Here is an 18816-nt window from a genome sequence, read left to right as displayed (position 1 = left end):
AATCGAACGACTGCCGCCGCGAGGTGGTCAACCCTTTGAACCCCAGCCTTTGGAGAGCGTTCCATGTCTGACCGTTATATCGACTTCGCCAACTCAAGCCTCGGCCATCGCCTGGTCGCCGCCATTGGCCTGCCGTCACCGGTACGCCTGGAGCGCTGGCAAGCCGGGCGTCTGCGCCCGGTCGACGGCGCGCTGCTGCTCGGCGGCGGGGCGCTGGCGGCCAAGGTGCTGGCGTTTGCGCACAAACTCACCGAGGCCATTTATAGCTACGGCGCCGGGCCGCTGGAAGCCCCGGCCTGGATTCCCGGGCATGGCCCCAAGCTCAAGGCGCTGGTGTTCGACGCCAGCGACTTGCAACACACCGACCAGCTCAAGCAATTGCGCGAGTTCTTTCAGCCCCTGCTGAAAAACCTCGATCACAGCGCGCACCTGGTGATCCTCGGCCGCGCGCCGGAAAGTCTCAGCGACCCGTTCGCCGCCAGCGCCCAGCGCGCCCTCGAAGGGTTCAGCCGCTCCCTGGCCAAAGAACTGCGCAACGGCGGCGTATTGCAATTGCTGTCGGTCGGCCAAGGTGCCGAGGACCAGCTGGAAGGGGCGTTGCGGTTTTTCCTGTCGCCCAAAAGTGCCTACATCTCGGGCCAGGTGATTCGCCTGGAAGCCTGCGCCACCCCCGTCGAAGACTGGACCCGCCCGCTTGCCGCGCGCAAGGCGCTGGTCACCGGCGCGGCGCGCGGCATTGGCGCCGCCATCGCCGAAACCCTCGCCCGCGATGGCGCCGAGGTGATTCTGCTGGACGTGCCCCAGGCCAAGGCTGACCTCGAAGCCCTGGCGGCGCGCCTGGGAGGGCGCAGCATCGTGCTGGACATCTGTGCCGAAGACGCCGCCCGCCAGTTGATCGAACAACTGCCGGACGGCCTCGACATCCTCGTCCATAACGCCGGCATCACCCGCGACAAAACCCTCGCCAACATGACCCCGGAATACTGGGACGCCGTGCTGGCGGTCAACCTCAATGCGCCGCAAGTGCTGACCAAGGCCCTGCTCGACAGCGGCACCCTGCACGACAACGCACGCGTGGTGCTGCTGGCCTCCATCAGCGGGATTGCCGGCAACCGCGGGCAAACCAACTATGCCGCGAGCAAGGCCGGGTTGATCGGTTTGGCCCAGGCCTGGGCGCCGCTGTTGAAAGCGCGGGGGATCAGCATCAACGCCGTGGCTCCCGGTTTTATCGAAACCCAGATGACCGCGCATATCCCCTTCGCCCTGCGTGAGGCCGGGCGCCGCATGAGCTCCCTGGGCCAGGGCGGCTTGCCGCAGGACGTCGCCGAAGCGGTCGCCTGGCTCGGTCAGCCGGGTTCCGGCGCGGTCAGCGGCCAGGCACTGCGGGTGTGTGGGCAAAGTGTACTGGGAGCGTAAGCATGGACTGGACCACCCTGGACCACCCGCCGCAGCTTATGCCGTTGTACTGGCGCGCGGCGCTCAAGCGCAGGATCACCGGCAGCCATTTGCCCGAGCACGGGTTTCGCTGCCGCGTGAGCGTCAACCCCGAGCAGGTGGCAGCGTATCGCCACGTGTGTGGCTTTGCCGACAGCCCGATGCTGCCGGCGACGTATCCGCAGGTGCTGGCGTTCGGCCTGCAGTTAAAACTGCTGACGGCGCCATCGTTTCCGTTCCCGTTGTTGGGGCTGGTCCACCTGCGCAATCGCATCCGTGTGTATCGGCCCTTGGGGGCGGTGAGTGAGCTGACCATCGCCGTCCACGCACACCATCTCAAACCCCACGCCAAAGGCGCAACGTTTGAGCTGGTGACCACCGCCGAAGATGCCCTCGGCCTGCTGTGGGAAGCGCAGAGCCGCATGCTCTGCCGTGGCGTGAAGCTCGACGGCGCAGCGGCGGACGACGCCTTGCCCACGCCCACCCAGGTCAGCGAACTGACCCGCTGGAAAGCCCCGGCCGATATCGGCCGTCGTTACGCCCGGGTGTCCGGCGACTACAACCCGATCCACTTGAGCGCCCTGACCGCCAGACTATTCGGTTTCCCCCAAGCCATCGCCCACGGCCTGTGGAACAAGGCGCGCACCCTCGCCGCCCTCGGCGAGCACCTGCCTGCGGCGAATATCGAAATAGAGGTCGAATTCAAGAAACCGGTGCGCCTGCCCAGCGAGGTCACCCTGCACGCCAGCGTCGCCGGTTCCAGTGGCCAGTTGTGGTTGAAAGGCGCGGGGGAGATTGAACACATGGTCGGCCGGTGGCAGCCGATTGGCTGAAACCGGCCGCTCATCTCTCTCGGGGCAACAGCGTGTCAGCGCGGCGGGTAGCTGGAAAGGATTCGCGCGATCGTCTTGCGGATGGCGTTGCTGCGATCCTGCGGCTCGGGCGAGTTGGCCATGATCTGCTCGTCGCTGCCGCGCCAGACGAGTTTGCCGTCCTTGCCGTCGAGCAGGTCGATCTGGATGGTCGCCACCTTGTAGGTGATGTTGCGCGTTTCGTTGTACATCGGCGCGCCCCAGTAGCCATTCCACGGCCCGCCCCAGGCGCCGCCGTAGTTGGTGCTGACTTGTTGCTGGCGGTCTTCGACGATCAGGTAGGCCTGCGCATTCAGGTCCGCCCGAGTGCCCGCCGCCGCAGGGCGCAGGCCGCGTTGGTCGAGTTGTTCACCGACGGCCTGGCGGATACGTTGTTCGGTGAGGTCGCTCTTGATCCGCGGATCATCGGGACGGTATTGCAGCGCCGGGTCTTTCCAGGCCCAACTGCGGTAGGCGCCGAAGTCCCGGCTGGCATCGAAATCGTGGTTGACCTGGCTGGTCTGGCAACCGCCCAGCAGCACGACCAAAGCGAGCGTTGCGATACGTCCAAACATGGTGGTTCTCCAACGAGCGACCCGGGCATTAAATGAGAATAGCTGTTAACTGGGAGGATACGCCGTCATTGCCTTTTGCACAGCCTTGCGCAACGCATCGGCTCGCTCACTGAGGCTGCCCTGACTGCCGGTTTCGGCGCTGGCGCTCCACACCGGCTGACCGCTGCGTGCATCGAACAGATTGACCCGCACCACCACGACCTGAACTTCATAGGTACGCACGATCGGCGCCGAGTTGTACATGCCGTAGCCATTGCCATAACGATTGTAGCCACCGTACCCATAGCCGTAGTCATCCTGGACCTGCTTGAGGCGCTTCTCCAGATGCACGTCGGCGCTCACCAGCAGGTCGGGCGCGCGGTTGTCGTGCAGGGGGCGCAAGCCTCGCTGGTCGAGGGCGCCGCTGACCGCTTCGGCAATCTGCGCCGAGTCCGCCCAGGCCGTGCCCGCTGGCAACTGGCCGTTGCGCCAGGCCCAAATGCGGTAGGCGCCGTAGTCACGCACCGGCGCGGGGTAGGCGCTGGCATCAAAGGTCCTGGCCGCCTGGGCCGGAGCCGGCGGCATCGGCGCCGAGGTGGCCACGTAGGGATTGGGGCTGGAGCAGGCGCCCAGCCCAAGGGACAACAGGATTAACCCGAAACGACGCATTTCGACCTCCACTGACTGGGCCGCTTAAACCGGACGGCAGATCCAGTGCAAATAACGCCCAAGTCCGGCAAAGCTTGGGTGACGACGATGGGCGAGCTCCATCTCCAGCACATCCTGCAACGCCACGCGGGCCTGGAATTCCACCGGCATATAATCGTGGAACACCCGCACGCCGCTCTGGCTTTCGACCTGCCAAAGCCCCTCGAGTTGCGCCGCCAGCTCTCGCGGGTCGAGCGGCTGCTGCGGGGTCAGGCTCTGTTTTTCGCCGGCCATGTCGTTCTTGCGCATTTTGCGGAAGTGGCCTTTGAGCAGGTTGCGGTAAATCAGCGCATCGCGATTGTAGAACGCCAGGGACAGCCAGCCGCCAGGCACCGTCAACTGGTGCAGCACGGGCAGGATAGCGTGGGGTTCGGCCAGCCATTCGAGGACGGCGTGGCACAGCACCACATCGTAGGGTTCGGTGAGTTGGCCGAGCAGGTCTTGCCAGGGCGCATGGATGAAGGTCGCGCTCTGCCCGGCCTCGGCGAAGCGTTGGCGCGCACCGCTCAGCATCGGCTCGGCGGGTTCGGCCAGGGTCACCTGATGCCCGCGCTCGGCCAGCCACAGCGACATGTGCCCCAGGCCCGCGCCGATATCCAGCACACGCAACGGCCGTTGCGGCAGGGCTTCGGTGAGGTCGGCCTGCAACACCGCCAGGCGAATCGCGCCCTTGGCGCCGCCGTAGATCTTCTCGGCAAAACGCGTGGCCAGTTGGTCGAAGTGACGATCACTCATGGATAAACCGCCGTTCGCTGTCGGCCAGCTTGGCGCGCACCACCTCGTTCATGTCCAGGCCCAACTCGCTGCACAGCAACAGCAGGTACAGCACGATATCGCCGACTTCCTGGCCGGCATGGGCGAGTGTGTCGGCGGGTAACTGGCGCGACTGGTCTTCGGTGAGCCATTGGAAGATTTCCACCAACTCGGCCATTTCCACGCTGGCGGCCATGGCCAGGTTTTTCGGGCTGTGGAATTGTTTCCAATCGTTGGTATCGCGGATGCGATGCAGGCGTTCGGTGAGGTGTTCGAGGTTCATGAGGGGCTCCTGAAGGGGTATAGCTTCGGGGGGATCAGGGATGAAGGCAAGTGAATCCGGGGGATGGACTTTAGGGCGCTATCGCAGGCAAGCCTGCTCCCACATTTGAATGGATTCACACATCGGAATGTGGGGGTTGGTTTGGCAGTGATGGCGATTCAGTCGACGACGCTGAATTCGATTCGGGCGGTTTGGCCGGCCTCGTCGAGAACGCTGAGCTGGTAGCGGCCCAATTGCTCGAAACTGGCGTTGATGCTGTCTTGGTTGGCGCTGTCGCCCAACGGCGCACCGTTGAGGAACCACCAGCGCCGGCCGCTGCCGCCCAGCGCCGAGATCTTCAGGCGCAGCGCCTGTTGGCTGGCGGCGGGCAGGCGCAGTTGATCGCCTTCGCGCACGCCGACGATCGACAAGGGCGAGGACGCCGCCAGGGCCGGCGGCGGACAATCGGGGTCCGCGGCCGGCAAGCGTGCGTCGCGGCGTTCGGCCCGCGGTAGCCAGGGTTCCAACGGCGCGGGCCACAGGGCAATGTTCTTCAACTGCGCGCCCGGGCAATGGGCGTCCACCCTCAAACCCTTGGGGTTGACCCAGACGCTTTCCATCAAGCCCACACCCAGCGGTTGATCCAGTGCCAGCAAGGTCGGTGGCGTGGTGTTGTCCAGCGTCCAGGCGAAGCGCTGGCGCCGGCAATTCGGATCGCTGCGACTCATGGGCTGGCCCAGCGGCCAGCAGATCGCCGCCACGCCGACATTCGCCGGCACCGGTTTGACCGGCGCGCTGATGCCACGCTGGCTGTCGCGGTTGGTCAACACATCGTGTACCTGCAACATCAAGGGCGCGGCCGAGGCCAAGCCGAACTGCCCCGGCACTGGCGTGCCGTCGGGGCGGCCGATCCACACGCCGATCAAATAGCGCGGCCCCACGCCGATCGCCCAAGCATCGCGGAACCCGTAGCTGGTGCCGGTTTTCCAGGCCAGCACCGGGCGCTGCACCAGTTCAGCACGCGGGTCGCGGTCGGGCCGCGCCTGGCCGCTGAGGATACGCCGCACAATCCAGGCGGACCCTGGCGACAGTAAAGGCCTTTCTTTAAGCGTATCGTCCGGCTGTAATCGAATCGTGGCGCTCCTGCCGTCGCGAGCGAAAGCGCTGTAGCCGCTCACCAGATCTTCCAGGCGACTGCCCGCGCCGCCCAGGATCAGCGCCAGGTTCGGCTCGGCCAACGCCGGCAGCGCCAGCGGCACCCCGCCGATACGCATCTGCGCGGCGAAGCGCTTCGGCCCGTAGGCTTCCAGCAACTGCACCGCCGGCAGGTTGAGCGAACTGGACAACGCCGTGCTCGCCGGCACCGCGCCGGTAAAGCCCATGGAGAAGTTGCCCGGCCGGTAATCGCCATAGCGCCTGGGCACATCCTGCAACAGCGATTCGGAGTGAATCAGCCCGTCGTCCAGGGCCATGCCATACAGGAAGGGCTTGAGGGTCGAGCCCGGCGAACGCAGGGCGCTGATCATGTCCACATGGCCGAAGCGCTTGGCATCATTGATGTCCACCGAGCCGAGGTAGGCGCGCACGGCCATGCTGTCTTCCTCCACCACCAGGATCGCCGCCGAGGTGTATTCCGGCAAACGCGCGCGCCAGCCCAGCAGCAGGTCTTCGAGACGGCGTTGCAGGGTGGCATCCAGGGTGGTGCGGATCAGCGGCGGGCTGTCGGGGCGGTTCAGGCGACGGGCGAGCAAGGGCGCCAGGCTGGGCTCCAGGCGCGGCGCGAGCAGCAACGGTTCTTCCAGCGCTTCGGCCACTGCCGATGACGGCCATACCTGGAACTCGCCGAGGCGACGCAGCACCTTGTCCCGCGCTTCCTGGGCGCGCTGGGGGTGGCGGTCGGGGCGCAGGCGGCTCGGCGCCTGGGGCAACACCGCGAGCAAGGCGGCTTCGGCGTGGGTCAGTTGCGCCGGCGACTTGCCCAGATACGCCCAACTGGCCGCCGCCACGCCTTGCAAGGTGCCGCCAAACGGCGCGCGGTTCAGGTACAGGTTGAGAATCTCGGCCTTGGACAAGTGCCATTCCAACTGCGCGGTGCGCCACAGCTGGCGCAGCTTGCCGTGGAACGTGCGCGAATGGGGATCGAGCAAACGGGCGACCTGCATCGACAAGGTGCTACCGCCCGACACCACCCGCGCACCGGTCAGGTTCTGCCACGTCGCCCGCGCCAGCGCGAACGGGTTTACGCCGGGGTGCTGGTAGAACCAACGGTCCTCGTAGGTGAGCAACGCATCGAGGTAATACGGCGACACCTCAGCGGTTTGCACCGGGTAACGCCACACGCCATTGGCATCGGCAAACCGCCACAACGGCGTGCCATCCTCGGCCAGCACCACCCGCGCCAGGTCGTCCTTGGGCAGCGGCAGGGGCCAGATGCGGTCGGCCAACCACAGCAGGGCAATCATCAGGAGCAGGCTCGCGAGGGTCCAGCGAGCAACTAAACGCAAACTCAAACGGGCAAACCTCTATGCTTGTAGGGAACTAGCCTGTCGCAATAACAACCAAAGGCACAGACACGCCCACCTTCTCATCAGGACACACACATGCAGGTAGAAAGCTTCTTCGAATGGTTGGGCCAGGCGCTCGGTTCCGTCATCCGTTTTATCGTCGACGGCCTCAGCGGCATCTTCGGTGCCTTGACCCACGCCGGTGGCAACTTTATCGATGGCCTGTCGCGCACCTTGGGCATGGACACTTCCATCATCAGCATCATTACCCTGATCCTCGGCCTGATGCTGTTGTACTCGGCGGTACGCGCCTTCATGCGCGCATCGATCATCATGGGCATCATCTGGCTGATGCTCGGCCTGTGGCTACTCAGCTGGGTAGTCCACTAACCCCAAAAAAACACCACAAATCCCTGTAGGAGGGGGCTTGCCCCCGATAGCTGTATTTCAGTCAATGCATCAGGTGACTGACCCACCGCCATCGAGGGCAAGCCCCCTCCCACATTTAGCCCTCATTCCACATTTAGCCCCATTCCCAGATTTAGCCTCCACTGCACATTTAGCCCCCATTCCACATCGAGCTTTCAACGCCCCTTGATCACCAGATCCACCGGCGTCTCCCCCACCGCCTGCCAGTTCGGCCGATACATCGACTCCACCTGCGGCGGCGGCACCCGATACGTCCCCGGCGTCACCGCCCGCGCCAGATACAACAAGTGCGTGGTGCCATAGCCATCCAGGTTCATCGCCGCCACGTAGCGGTCATCACGAAACTCCTGATGCTTGAGCGAGGCGTTCTGCATCGACTCGCGCCATTCCTTCACCTGGCTGCTGGCGTTTTCCAGGCTTGCGGCGCTTTGCGCGAGGTTCTGGTTTTCCAGCTCCAGGCCTGCCGGCAGCAGGTCCACCACCAGGGCATCCGGTACACGCTGCTTGGCGCTGACCGCCAGATGCACCAGCACCAGGTCGCCGCTGTTGAGGCTACGCAGGTTCAGCGGCTGGCCGTTCATGCCCAGGTATTCGCGGCGGATGCTCAGGTTGTCGCCGCCAGCGGCCGGTGGCACTTGTGGATAACCCGAGATCGTCAACTGCTGGTACACCGGCGTCTCGCCCTGATTGCGCAGGCTCAGGTCGCTGGACAGCAGCGCGCCCGTCAACGCCAGCGTCGACTGTTGATTATTCAATTCGCGCACGCCGCCGCTGCCGGTGAGCGACACCTGCCAATTCGACTCGGGCTGGGCGAACCCGAGGCGCCCGGCCAGGAACAGCGAGTTGCGTTCCTGGGTCGACAGGTACGGGCTGGCTGCCAACTGATCCGACAAGGTGAACAAGCGCTCTTCACGCTTGCCCTTGGCCAGGTCGTTTTCTTCGAGCAACGCCAGGATCATCGCCTGGTCGCGCAGCGGGCTGCCGTAGTCGGCCAGCCATTCCTTGGCATTGCGCTGCGCCGCCAGCCCTGCGAGCAAGGCTTGATCGGCACGCGGCTGGTCGCCCATTTTCTGCAAGGCGATGGCCAGTTGCACCAGTGGCAACCCGGAGCGCGCATCGCTGCGCCGCTCGAACAGACTGCGCAACGCGCCCAACGGCGCCTGCTGACTGCGCGCCAGTACCAGGCCGGCGTAGGCCTGCACAGCGAAGCGGGTGTGCTCGGCGTTGTCGCTGTAATCAACTTCGATCAGGTTGCGCTCCTGCACATACCGCAGCAGACGCTCACTGGCTTTCTTCAAGGCTTGCGGCGGCACGGCGAAGCCCTGGTCGCGGGCGCGCAGCAGGAAGTCGGTGACATAGGCAGTCAGCCAGTATTCCTCTTCGCCATCGGCGCCCCACAAGCCAAAGCTGCCGTTGTAGCGCTGCATGCCCAGCAGGCGTTCGATGCCCAGCTCGATCTTGCGTTTGCGCTCGGCGTCCGGCTCACCCTTGATGCCCAGGCGCTTGAGCAAGGCATCGTCGGCATACAGCGACGGGTACAGGCCGCTGGCGGTCTGCTCCAGGCAACCGTAGGGGTAAGCCTTGAGCGCACTGATTTGCGCGCCGAGGTTCAACGGCGGCCGGCTCGACAGGCTCAACAACGCCTCGCGCCCCGCGCTGTCGAATTGATCGAGCGCCCCCGCCGGCAAGCTCCACGGCTGCTCCTTGAGCACCGCACGATAGTGCTTGAGCAAGGCCGGATAGGCCGGGCGCACGCCCAAGGTCCATTCGCGGCTGAACGGCGGCAGGTTTTCACCGGGCAGGTCCAGGCCATTCACCGTGACCTTGAGCTTGCCCTGCCCCAGACCGCCCCAGGCTTTCACCGGGATGCGCAGCGTGGTGCGCTGGCCCTGTTTCAGTTCAAGCGATTGCGCGGCGTTGTCGACCAGTTCCAGTTGCCCTTCGGCGCTCAGTTGCACGTCGAGCTTTTGCGCCTTGCCCGACAGGTTGGACAGGTCCAGCGCCAAGCTGGTCTGGTCGCCGCCCGCGAGGAAGCGCGGCGCCGACAGTTCGGCAATCAGCGGTGCGGCGATCACGGTTTTGGCTTCAGCCATGCCGTAGCGGTCATCGCTCCAGGCCTGGGCCATCAGGCGCAACTCGCCGTTGAAGTCGGGGATATTGACGCTGACTTCACCCTCGCCCTGCGCGTTCAACGTCACCGGTGCGCTTTGCAGGGCGACGATGGTCACGCTGGTGTCCGGGCGTTTGCCGCCCTTGGCCAATGCGGCGTCACCGCCGAAGGCCAGGCTCGCCAGGCGGCCCTGGCCGGCTTCGATCAGTTGACCATAGATGTCGAACTGGTCCACGCCATACGACTTGCGGCCGAACAGGCTGGAGTACGGATCGGGCGTCGGGTATTCGGTGATATTGAGGATGCCCACGTCCACCGCCGCCACCAGCACATGCACCTGCTTGGGCACGCTGCCGTCGGCATTTTTCGCGGTAACTTTCACCGTCAGCGCTTGTTTGGGGCGCATTTTTTCCGGCGCGGTGAGGGTCAGCCCCAGTTTGCGCTGGGTGCGATCCAGCGGCAGGTGCAGCAGGCCCACCGCCCGTTTGGGGGTGATGTTGGCTTTGCGCTCGCCGGGGCGGATCACCAGGGCACTGACGTAGAGGTCATGGCGCGCCCATTTCGGGTCGAGTTTCACGGCGAAGCTTTTGCCCTCGGCCGGCACGTCGATCGCCTGCCACCACAGCGGCCCCTCGGCGGACTCGACCAGCAGGTAGCCTTTACCGGCCGCCGGCGGCGTCACCGTGACGTTGGCGGTATCGCCGTCGCCATAGGCGGGTTTGTCCAGCGCCAGCTTGACCTGATCGGGGCGCACGGCTCCGCCTTCGGTGTTGTCCTGGGCCTGGTAGCCGGCCCAGAAGCGCAGGCTGCTGACCAGCCCGGTCTGCGGGTCTTCGACCTCGACGCGGTACGGGCCCCACTCCACCTGGAAGCTGACTTTGGCGGTGTCGCCGGCCTTGATGTCCAGGCTCTGTTCGTCGAGGTTGAGGAATTTCTCGTTGTAGTGGTAGCTCCAGCCGTCGCTGTCCGAGTAATTCCAGTAGTAGTCACGGCGCTCGCGCACCAGGCGGACCTTGAGGTTTTTCGCGGCGAGTTTCTGCCCGTCCTGGTTGGCCAGCAGCACTTCGAATTCCGCCGGGCCGTCGCCGTTGGTTTCCTTGCCGTCAAACAGCCCGCGCAGGCCCGGCAACTGCTCGGCCGGCCAGATCGGCTGCACCAGGCGCCGGGTGATCGGCCGCCCGCCCGACTCATGCAGGCTGGCTTGCACGATCAGTTGCAGCGGCGACTTGGCGTCGGCCCATTTGCTTTCCAGGGTCAGGGCTTCCTGGCCCTTGGCGTCGAGCACGCTTTCATCCAGTTCGAAATCCTGGCTCAACTCTTCTTCGGTGACGGAGCCGAACTGGTAACCCGGCAGCGATTTCACCGCCTCGCGCAGCGGACGCACATACACCTGCCCGCTGACCCGGTTGCCCGACGCCGGCGCGCCGTAGAGGTAGCGGCCGTTGACCTGAATGACCGGGTTATCCGCCGGGCTCAATGCCGTGTCGCTGCCCTTGAGTTCCAGCGCCAGGCGCTCGGGCAGGAAGTCTTCGACGAGGAACTCGTACAACTGCGGCTTGCCATCGCCCAGGTCGAACACCAGCTGCCAACGCCCGGTCGGCGCTTCGCCGGCCAATTGCAGTTGATATTGATAGAGGCCGGAGGCGTCGGCGTCCCAGACGAATTTGCGGCTGACCTGCTCATCCGGGCGGCGCACTTCGACGCTCACTGGCTGCGGCTTGACCGCGTTGCCGTCCTTGTCGCGCAGCAAGGCGTTAAGCAGCACGGTTTCGCCAGGGCGATACAGATCGCGTGGGCCGAACACAAAGAACTGCAGCGGGTGCGACGGTTGGCCGCCGATATCGAACTCCGCCAGATCGAGCGCGGCGCTGTCCAGGCGCAACAGGCTGGTTTGTTCGCCCTGCTTGGCCAGCAGCACCTGGGCCTTTTTCGGCAACGGCAATTCGGCGTGACCGCCCTGCTCGGTCTTGCCCTGCCCCACCACCCGGCCCTCGGCGTCGAGCACTTCGAGGTCGACGCCATCCAGCGCCTTGCCACCGTCCAGCGCCTGGGTAAACACATCCAGGCGATTGGCGTAGCGGTGAACCGACAGGCCGATATCACTCAAGGTGAACAGCGTGGCCGGTTGCGAATAGTTGTAGGTGCCCGACGCCCGCATCACCGCCAGGTATACGCCCGGCTGCTGCAGTTGCTTGAGGCCGGCGATCGGCAGCAACAGGGTTTCGCGGGTATTGCGCGCCGGGTTCAGGTCGAAGCGGCCGCCGTAGACCAGATCGGCCAGCGGCAGCAGTTCGCGCGATTCATAGCTTTGCAGGCTGGTATTGCGCCCCCACTGGGCGAGGAACGATGGCAGGGATTCGGGCTTGATCCGGAAGAATTCGACATCAATCTTGTCGACATTCAGCGCAATCACCGGCAACCCCTCGGCCAGGCGCGTGGGCAACAGCGTGCCACGGCTGGCGAAACCGACGGTGGCTTGCAGGTCACGGGTTTCCAGGCGGGCGACGTACTCGGCGGGCAACAGGTTGTCATTCACCGCGCGCACGCCGGGGTCGACCGTCAGCACCAACTTGCGCTGCGGCTCCAAGTGGCGCAGGCGCAACTCCATCAGGTTATCCGACAGCTCCCAGGCGCCGTCGACCTTGCCCGACTTGCTGTCCACCAGATGCAGCTTGTCGGCGAATTTCTGCTCCGGGTCCAACGGCACGGAAAAACTCACCGACAAGGTGCTGGCGCCGTCCAACTGCACCTCGGACACGTCCACCACACTCAACTCACGCCCGGCATAGCGCTGCTTCAGCGCCGCCACATCCACCGCCGCCTTGGCCGGCTTCGGCGCCACGCTGCTCGCGGCTGCCGGCGCGCTCGGCGCAGTCGGTTTATCGGAAGAATCGCAGGCGCTCAGCAGGGCCAGCGCGCAAGCCAGGAACAGTCCTTTGTTAAGCATGGGGCACTCGTCGTCAGAGGGAACCGAGGGATGAACTATATATCAGCGCCAGCCAAGCCGATGTGGCGCTGGTCACATTGACCGACGGAGGGCAGTTTGGTTCTTCGCGTCACGCGATCCAAGCCAAATCCCACAAACACAAAAGATCAAAATCACAAAAAATCAAAATGTGGAATGAGGGACTAAATGTGGAATGAGGGCTAAATGTGGAATGAGGCCAAATGTGGGAGGGGGCTTGCCCCCGATGGCGGTGAGTCAGTCAGCTTATTTGTAGCTGATCCACTGCAATCGGGGGCAAGCCCCCTCCCACATTTGACCCTCCCACATTTGACCCTCCTCATATTTGGCCCTCCTCACATTTGCCCCCCTCCCACATTTAACCCCCCATTCCACATTGGTTCTGCGGCGTGCTGGGGGGACAGTTACAATGCCGCTCCCCCAAGGAGCCTGCATGTCCACCTTACTGACCGACTGGCGCCACCGCCCCACCCACCGCCGCGTCTGGGCCCTGGCCGCGCCAATGATCCTGTCGAACATCTCGGTACCGCTGGTTGCCTTGGTCGACAGCATGGTCATCGGCCACCTGCCCCACGCCCACCAACTGGGCGCCGTGGCGGTCGGGGCCAGCCTGTATACCTTCCTGGCCTGGGCCATGGGTTTTCTGCGCATGGGCTCCACCGGTTTCGCCGCCCAGGCCGCCGGGCGCAACGATGGCGCGGCGCTGCGGCAAATCCTGCTGCAAGGTCTGTTGCTGGCGCTGGGCCTGGCGATGTTGCTCGGTACAGTGGGCATCCCGCTGAGCCACCTGGCCCTGGAATGGATGCAGCCCTCCCCCGAACTCAATCAACTGACCCGCGAGTTCTTCCACACCCGCCTGTTCGGCCTGCCCGCCGCTCTTGCCAGCTATGCCTTGGTCGGCTGGTTCCTCGGCACGCAAAACGCCCGCGCACCGCTGGCGATCCTGCTGACCACCAACCTGGTCAACATCGCCCTCAACCTGTGGTTCGTCCTCGGCCTGGATTGGGGCGTCGTCGGCTCCGCACGCGCCTCGGTGATCGCCGAATGGACCGGCGCCCTGCTCGGCCTGGCCCTCACGCAAAAAGCCCTGCGTGCCTACCCCGGGCATATCGCCTGGGCCGCCTTGCAACGCTGGCACAGCTGGCGCCCGCTGCTGGCGGTGAACCGCGATATTTTTATCCGCAGCCTGGCATTGCAGTCGGTGTTTTTCATGATCACGGTGCAAGGCGCACGCCTGGGCGACGCCACCGTGGCCGCCAACGCGCTGTTGCTCAACGGCCTGTTGCTGACCGCCCACGCCCTGGACGGCCTGGCCCATGCGGTCGAAGCCCTGTGCGGCCATGCCATTGGCGCGCACGACCGTCAGGCGTTGCGCCGTTCATTGGTGGTCGCCTGCGGTTGGTCGCTGATCGCCAGCGTCGGTTTCGCCCTGCTCTTCACCTTCGCCGGCCACCTGTTCATCGCCATGCAGACCGACATTCCCAGCGTGCGCGAAACCGCCGACATCTACCTGCCATACCTGGCGGTGCTGCCGTTGATTGCGGTGTGGAGTTATCTGCTGGACGGGCTGTTCATCGGCGCCACGCGTGCGCGGGAAATGCGCAATGGCATGCTGCTGACGGTGCTGATCCTGCTGCCATTCGCCTGGCTGTTGCAGGGCTACGGCAACCACGGCCTGTGGATCAGCTTCCTGCTGTTCATGGCCCTGCGCAGTCTTACGCTTTGGACGATTGCCTGGCGTTTGAACCGACAGAATCAGTGGCTGGGATAAGCGCCCCTCACTGTCACTGTCACTGTCACCGTCACTGTCATTGTCATTGTCATTGTAGGAGCGAGCTTGCTCGCGAAAAACGTTCAGACAACACGGGCATCCAGACAGCCCATGTCATCGTTGACGATCTTCGCGAGCAAGCTCGCTCCTACAAGGATGGGTGCTTAGGAGGACAGGTAAGACGAACGCGTCAGACCCAAACGCAACGCATCCAGAAACTGCGTGCGCTCGCTGGCACTGATCTTCGCGCTCGCACACTTGTCACGGTAATGGGTCATCAACTCCTCCGGCGACAAGTGCACATAACGCAGCATGTCTTCAATGGTGTCGTGGGTCTCGATCCCGGCGCTGTACACCGAACCGTCTTCACGCTGATAGATGTTCACCGAGTCGGTGTCACCGAACAGGTTGTGCATGTCACCGAGGATTTCCTGGTAGGCGCCGACCAGGAAGATACCCAGCAGGTAGTCTTCGCCCTCTTTCAGCGCGTGTACCGGCAGGCTGGTCTCGATGCTCTGCTCGTCGACGTATTGCTTGATCTTGCCGTCGGAGTCGCAGGTCAAGTCCTGCAATACCGCGCGGCGCATCGGTTCTTCGTCGAGGCGGTGCAGCGGCAGGATCGGCAATACCTGGCCGATGGCCCAGGTGTCCGGCAGGCTCTGGAACACCGAGAAGTTGCAGATGTATTTATCCGCCAGCTTGTCGTTGAGTTCGTCGAGCACCTGGCGGTGCGAACGCTGGCGTGCTTTCAGCGAGTTATGCAGGCGGCGGCACACGGCGAAGTAGCACTGTTCAGCCAGGGCTTTTTCCGCCAGGGTCAGTTTGCCGTCGGCGTACTGGGTGGCCACGTCGCTCATGTAGTGAGTGGCGCGCCAGTAGGTTTCGGTGACCATCTCGATGTCGGTCGGGCCGAGCAGGTCCACCAGCCATTGCACGGTTTCCGGCAGGTTTTCCTTGTTCTCGATCTGCGGCATTTCGTCGTTGTGTTTCTCGACGTCGGTGACTTGCACCACCAGCATGGCATGGTGGGCGGTCAGGGAACGGCCGCTCTCGGAGAAGATGTTCGGGTGCGGCAGGCTCTGCGCGTCGCAGAACTCCTTGAGCATGCCCACGACGACACCGGCGTAGTCGTCCATGTCGTAGTTGATCGAGCTGGCGTTGCGCGAGTGAGTACCGTCGTAGTCCACGCCCAGGCCGCCGCCGACGTCGATGTGGTCCACCGGCAGGCCGAGGTTGCGCAGTTCGCCGTAGTAACGAATGGCTTCCTTGAACCCGTGCTGGTAGTCGGCCAGGTTGGCGATCTGCGAGCCCATGTGGAAGTGCAGCAGGCGGATGCCCTGGTCCAGGCTGGCGGCGCGGAAGCGCTCGACCACCGACAGCAGTTGCGCCGCCGACAGCCCGAACTTGGATTTCTCACCGCCGGTGTCGGCCCACTTGCTCGACGCCAGGGACGACAGGCGCACGCGCAGGCCGACCTGTGGCTTGACCTTGAGGTTGGCGGCTTCTTCGATCACCAGCTCAACTTCGGACTCTTTCTCGATCACGATGAACACGTTGTGACCCAGCTTCTGGCCCATCAGCGCCAGGCGGATGAATTCGCGGTCCTTGTAACCGTTGCAGACGATGGTCCCGCCTTTCGGCGCCAGGGCCAGCACGGCCAGCAGTTCCGGCTTGGAGCCGGCTTCCAGGCCAATGGACACGTCCTGGGTGGCGATGATGTTTTCGATCACCGCCTCCTGCTGGTTCACCTTGATCGGGTACAGCGCGGTGTATTTGCTCTGGTATTCCAGACGCTCGATGTTCGAATCGAACGCACCGGTCAACTGGCGCACGCGGTCTTGCAGGATGTCGGGAAAACGCACCAGCAGCGGCAAGGACAAGCCGCTTTTGCGCAGCTCGTCGACTTGCTCGTACAGGTCGACAGGCGTGCTTTTCGGGCCGTTCGGACGGACTTCAACGCGACCGGCATCATTGATCGCGAAATACCCGGCCCCCCAATGACGAATCCCGTAAACACTGCGGCTGTCCGCAACTGTCCATTGGCTGCCATCGTCTTTGCGTGTGCGTCGTACGGACATTGAAGTCCCCTATAAATGAAGTCGAAGGCGCCGCCCCTCGTTGGAGGCTGGCGCAGTCTAAAGAATGAAAATGACGATTTGCCTGTGAGTAAGGTCAGACCCCACTCGCAGGACAGAGTTTAGACACTGGTTGGAAAGAGGCTGTCAGCCGCCGGACTTCTTGGCCTTGTACCCGAGCTTGATCAGCTCGGCCAACAGCAACTCGACGTGATCGCCCTGGATCTCGATGACCCCGTCTTTCAACGCGCCACCGGTGCCACAGCGCTTTTTCAGCGTGGTGGCGAGTTCCTTCAGCGCGTCTTCGGCCAGCGGCACGCCGGTGATGGTGGTCACCGTCTTGCCGCCACGGCCTTTGCTCTCGCGTCGCACGCGGGCAATGCCGTCGCCTTCGGGGATCAGGGTTTGTTTGCAGGTACAGGCGTCCACGGGCTGACGACAGTCCGGGCAGTGTCGACCTGCGTCGGTGGAAAATACCAGGCCACCGAGGGCGGCGAAGGATGCGGCTTTTTTGGCCACCGGCAATCCTCTTGTGAGGACAAAGACTGATCGGCAAACGCTCAGGCGGTTGCCGACCGCGAAGCCCCACTCAGGCAGGGGCAGCGCTACCGACCCCCCCATGTCATTGCCCCCGATTCCTGTAGGAGCGAGCTCGCTCGCGAAGATCGCCAACGATGACGCGGACATTCAGGATGCCCACAGCGCGCTTGAGGTTTTCGCGAGCGAGCTCGCTCCTACAGGAATCAGGGGGTGGAACAAGGGTGGTTCGGGTGAAAAGTCGCGCAGTGTAACCACAAAAAGCTCACTTGCTAAGAGCCAAATCGCGCCAATTTATACAACTTTAGCGACGTGAGGCCAGATAGCGCCGCAAGCCCTCTTGCGCGTCAGGGCAGTAGGGCTTTTGTTGCGCTTCCTGCAGGACAATTTCAAGGGGTAAAAAGCGCGCTTCCATGACTTCTTCAGGCTGCAGGCACAGCGCACCGTCCCACACGGCGGAGTAGGATCTGCACCAAAGTCGGCTGTCGCCGTCCTCGAAGTAGAAATGGTCATGCTCGACCAACTCCACCCCGCCCACGCCGAGCTCTTCTTCAAGCTCGCGGGCGGCCGACTCGGCATAACTCTCGCCGTCCGCCACCATCCCGCCTGCCGCCGTGTCCCAGAAACCGGGGTACAGGGCTTTGCTCAGGGTGCGTCGGTGTACGCACAGTTCACCTGCCGAGTTGAACAGGAAGATAAAGGTGCAACGGCCGATCAGGCCGCGCTGGCGCAGGTCGGAGCGCACCAGGGCGCCGAGCGGGTTGTCGTGCTCGTCGACCCAGCAGATCAGTTCCGCATCGGAGGCTGCGCGGTGCGCGGCCTCCTTTTGAGTCACGTCCATCATCACCCTTGGTTAAGCAACTGACGCAAGTCGATCACCGCCGCGTTGGCCCGGGAAATGTAGTTGGCCATCACCAGCGAGTGGTTGGCCAATATGCCAAAGCCGCTGCCGTTGAGGATCATCGGGCTCCAGACCGGCTCTTGCGAAGCCTCCAGTTCACGAATGATCTGGCGCACGCTGACCGTCGCATTCTTCTTGGCCAGCACGTCGGCAAAGTCGACTTCGATGGCGCGCAACAGGTGGGACAAGGCCCAGGCCTGGCCGCGGGCTTCGTAGAACACGTTGTCGATCTGCATCCATGGGGTTTCCACCACTTCTTCATCGAGCTGCGGCACTTCACCCGGCGCCAGCGCTTCGGTTTTCAGTGAGGTGTTCAGCTTGACCCGGCCGACACTGGCCGACAGACGTTGCGACAACGAACCCAGGCGTGTGGCGACATCGCCCAGCCAGTTGTTGAGGTTGTCGGCGCGCGCGTAGAACAGGGCGCCGCGCTGGTTCGGGTCGGACAGGCGCACTTCATAGCGATTCAGGGAGTTGATGCCTTCCTGGTACTCCGACTCGCTGGAAGGCAGCACCCAGCTCTTGTTGTCGAAGTTGAAACGCGGCTCGGCCTTGGCCAGGTCGGCGTCTTCCGCCGACTGCGACTGGGAACGGGCGAAATCCTTACGCAAGGCGCGGGTCAGGTCGCGCACCTGCACCAGTACGCCGTATTCCCAGCTCGGCATGTTGTCCATCCACAGGCCCGGCGGGAAACGGTCGTTGGAAATATAGCCCCCAGGTTTGTTGAGCAAGGTGCCGGCCACGGTCTTGAGGGTTTCCACAGTGGTGTAACCCACCACCATCTGCTTGCCTTCCTTTTCAGCGGCAAGCTGGGCGTTCTGCTGGACCGGGAACAGCGCCGGCTCTTCGCTCCAGTACCAACCCAAAGCACCGGTGACCAACAGATACAAGCCGAGTACGCTGAGCACCGCTCGGCTCATCAGCACGCTACGCAAATAGCTGCGGTTGGCCGACTTGGGTTC

The 18816-nt window shown here is 63.9% G+C and carries 14 protein-coding genes; 4 read left to right on the top strand and 10 right to left on the bottom strand.

Annotated elements, in window-relative coordinates:
* The first annotated feature begins 63 nt into the window (after positions 1 to 63).
* Together LQ249_RS04070 and LQ249_RS04065 are read left to right on the top strand one after the other, a co-directional pair.
* A complete protein-coding gene (locus LQ249_RS04070; protein WP_017849649.1) occupies positions 64 to 1416 on the top strand; it encodes a 3-oxoacyl-ACP reductase in 1353 nt (450 codons plus the stop codon).
* A 2-nt stretch (positions 1417 to 1418) separates the two neighbouring features.
* On the top strand, positions 1419 to 2267 hold the full coding sequence (locus LQ249_RS04065; RefSeq protein WP_079442754.1) for a MaoC family dehydratase: 849 nt from the start codon (positions 1419 to 1421) through the stop codon (positions 2265 to 2267).
* Positions 2268 to 2302: 35 nt separating this feature from the next.
* Here the strand turns inward: LQ249_RS04065 and LQ249_RS04060 are convergent, their stop codons facing one another.
* From LQ249_RS04060 to pbpC, 5 genes are all read right to left on the bottom strand, one after another.
* Positions 2303 to 2860: a DUF4136 domain-containing protein gene (locus LQ249_RS04060; protein ID WP_046384840.1), complete on the bottom strand. Its 558-nt coding sequence runs from the start codon at positions 2858 to 2860 to the stop codon at positions 2303 to 2305.
* A 45-nt stretch (positions 2861 to 2905) separates the two neighbouring features.
* A complete protein-coding gene (locus tag LQ249_RS04055; protein ID WP_046485729.1) occupies positions 2906 to 3508 on the bottom strand; it encodes a DUF4136 domain-containing protein in 603 nt (200 codons plus the stop codon).
* 24 nt (positions 3509 to 3532) lie between these two features.
* On the bottom strand, positions 3533 to 4282 hold the full coding sequence (locus tag LQ249_RS04050) for a methyltransferase (protein WP_017849653.1): 750 nt from the start codon (positions 4280 to 4282) through the stop codon (positions 3533 to 3535).
* Entirely contained in the window at positions 4275 to 4583 is a 309-nt protein-coding gene (locus tag LQ249_RS04045) for a MazG-like family protein (RefSeq protein WP_017849654.1), read from the bottom strand. The genes LQ249_RS04050 and LQ249_RS04045 overlap by 8 nt, the downstream gene beginning before the upstream one ends.
* Positions 4584 to 4741: 158 nt before the next feature.
* A complete protein-coding gene (gene pbpC / locus LQ249_RS04040) occupies positions 4742 to 7072 on the bottom strand; it encodes a peptidoglycan glycosyltransferase PbpC (RefSeq protein WP_082107803.1) in 2331 nt (776 codons plus the stop codon).
* 90 nt (positions 7073 to 7162) lie between these two features.
* On the opposite strand from pbpC, the gene LQ249_RS04035 reads away from it, so the two are divergent.
* On the top strand, positions 7163 to 7456 hold the full coding sequence (locus LQ249_RS04035) for a hypothetical protein (protein ID WP_017849656.1): 294 nt from the start codon (positions 7163 to 7165) through the stop codon (positions 7454 to 7456).
* Positions 7457 to 7650: 194 nt separating this feature from the next.
* Here LQ249_RS04035 and LQ249_RS04030 read toward each other — a convergent pair whose 3' ends face one another.
* Positions 7651 to 12552 carry an alpha-2-macroglobulin family protein gene (locus LQ249_RS04030; RefSeq protein WP_057005972.1) on the bottom strand — a complete coding sequence of 1634 codons (4902 nt, stop codon included), beginning with the start codon at positions 12550 to 12552 and terminating at the stop codon, positions 7651 to 7653.
* Between the two features lie 451 nt (positions 12553 to 13003).
* On the opposite strand from LQ249_RS04030, the gene LQ249_RS04025 reads away from it, so the two are divergent.
* Complete coding sequence (locus tag LQ249_RS04025) at positions 13004 to 14341, top strand: MATE family efflux transporter (protein WP_057005973.1); 1338 nt, start codon at positions 13004 to 13006, stop codon at positions 14339 to 14341.
* Positions 14342 to 14505: 164 nt separating this feature from the next.
* Here the strand turns inward: LQ249_RS04025 and speA are convergent, their stop codons facing one another.
* The 4 genes from speA to LQ249_RS04005 all read right to left on the bottom strand — a co-directional run bounded on the left by speA (position 14506) and on the right by LQ249_RS04005 (position 18774).
* Positions 14506 to 16419, bottom strand: a complete 1914-nt coding sequence (speA, locus tag LQ249_RS04020) for an arginine decarboxylase (RefSeq protein ID WP_057005974.1) — start codon at positions 16417 to 16419, stop codon at positions 14506 to 14508.
* Between the two features lie 144 nt (positions 16420 to 16563).
* The gene (locus LQ249_RS04015; RefSeq protein ID WP_017849660.1) at positions 16564 to 16935 is read right to left on the bottom strand and encodes a translation initiation factor Sui1; all 372 of its coding nucleotides are present in this window, start codon (positions 16933 to 16935) and stop codon (positions 16564 to 16566) included.
* Positions 16936 to 17257: 322 nt separating this feature from the next.
* Positions 17258 to 17794, bottom strand: coding sequence for an NUDIX hydrolase (locus LQ249_RS04010; protein ID WP_046384846.1), 537 nt, complete (start codon positions 17792 to 17794; stop codon positions 17258 to 17260).
* Between the two features lie 2 nt (positions 17795 to 17796).
* The gene (locus LQ249_RS04005) at positions 17797 to 18774 is read right to left on the bottom strand and encodes a DUF2333 family protein (protein WP_390898400.1); all 978 of its coding nucleotides are present in this window, start codon (positions 18772 to 18774) and stop codon (positions 17797 to 17799) included.
* Positions 18775 to 18816: the final 42 nt, after the last annotated feature.

The organism is Pseudomonas sp. 7-41 (assembly GCF_021233075.1).
Lineage (GTDB): Bacteria > Pseudomonadota > Gammaproteobacteria > Pseudomonadales > Pseudomonadaceae > Aquipseudomonas > Aquipseudomonas veronii.
The sequence above is the reverse complement of the archived record's forward strand: the minus strand, read 5'-3'. Positions and strand labels throughout refer to the sequence as shown.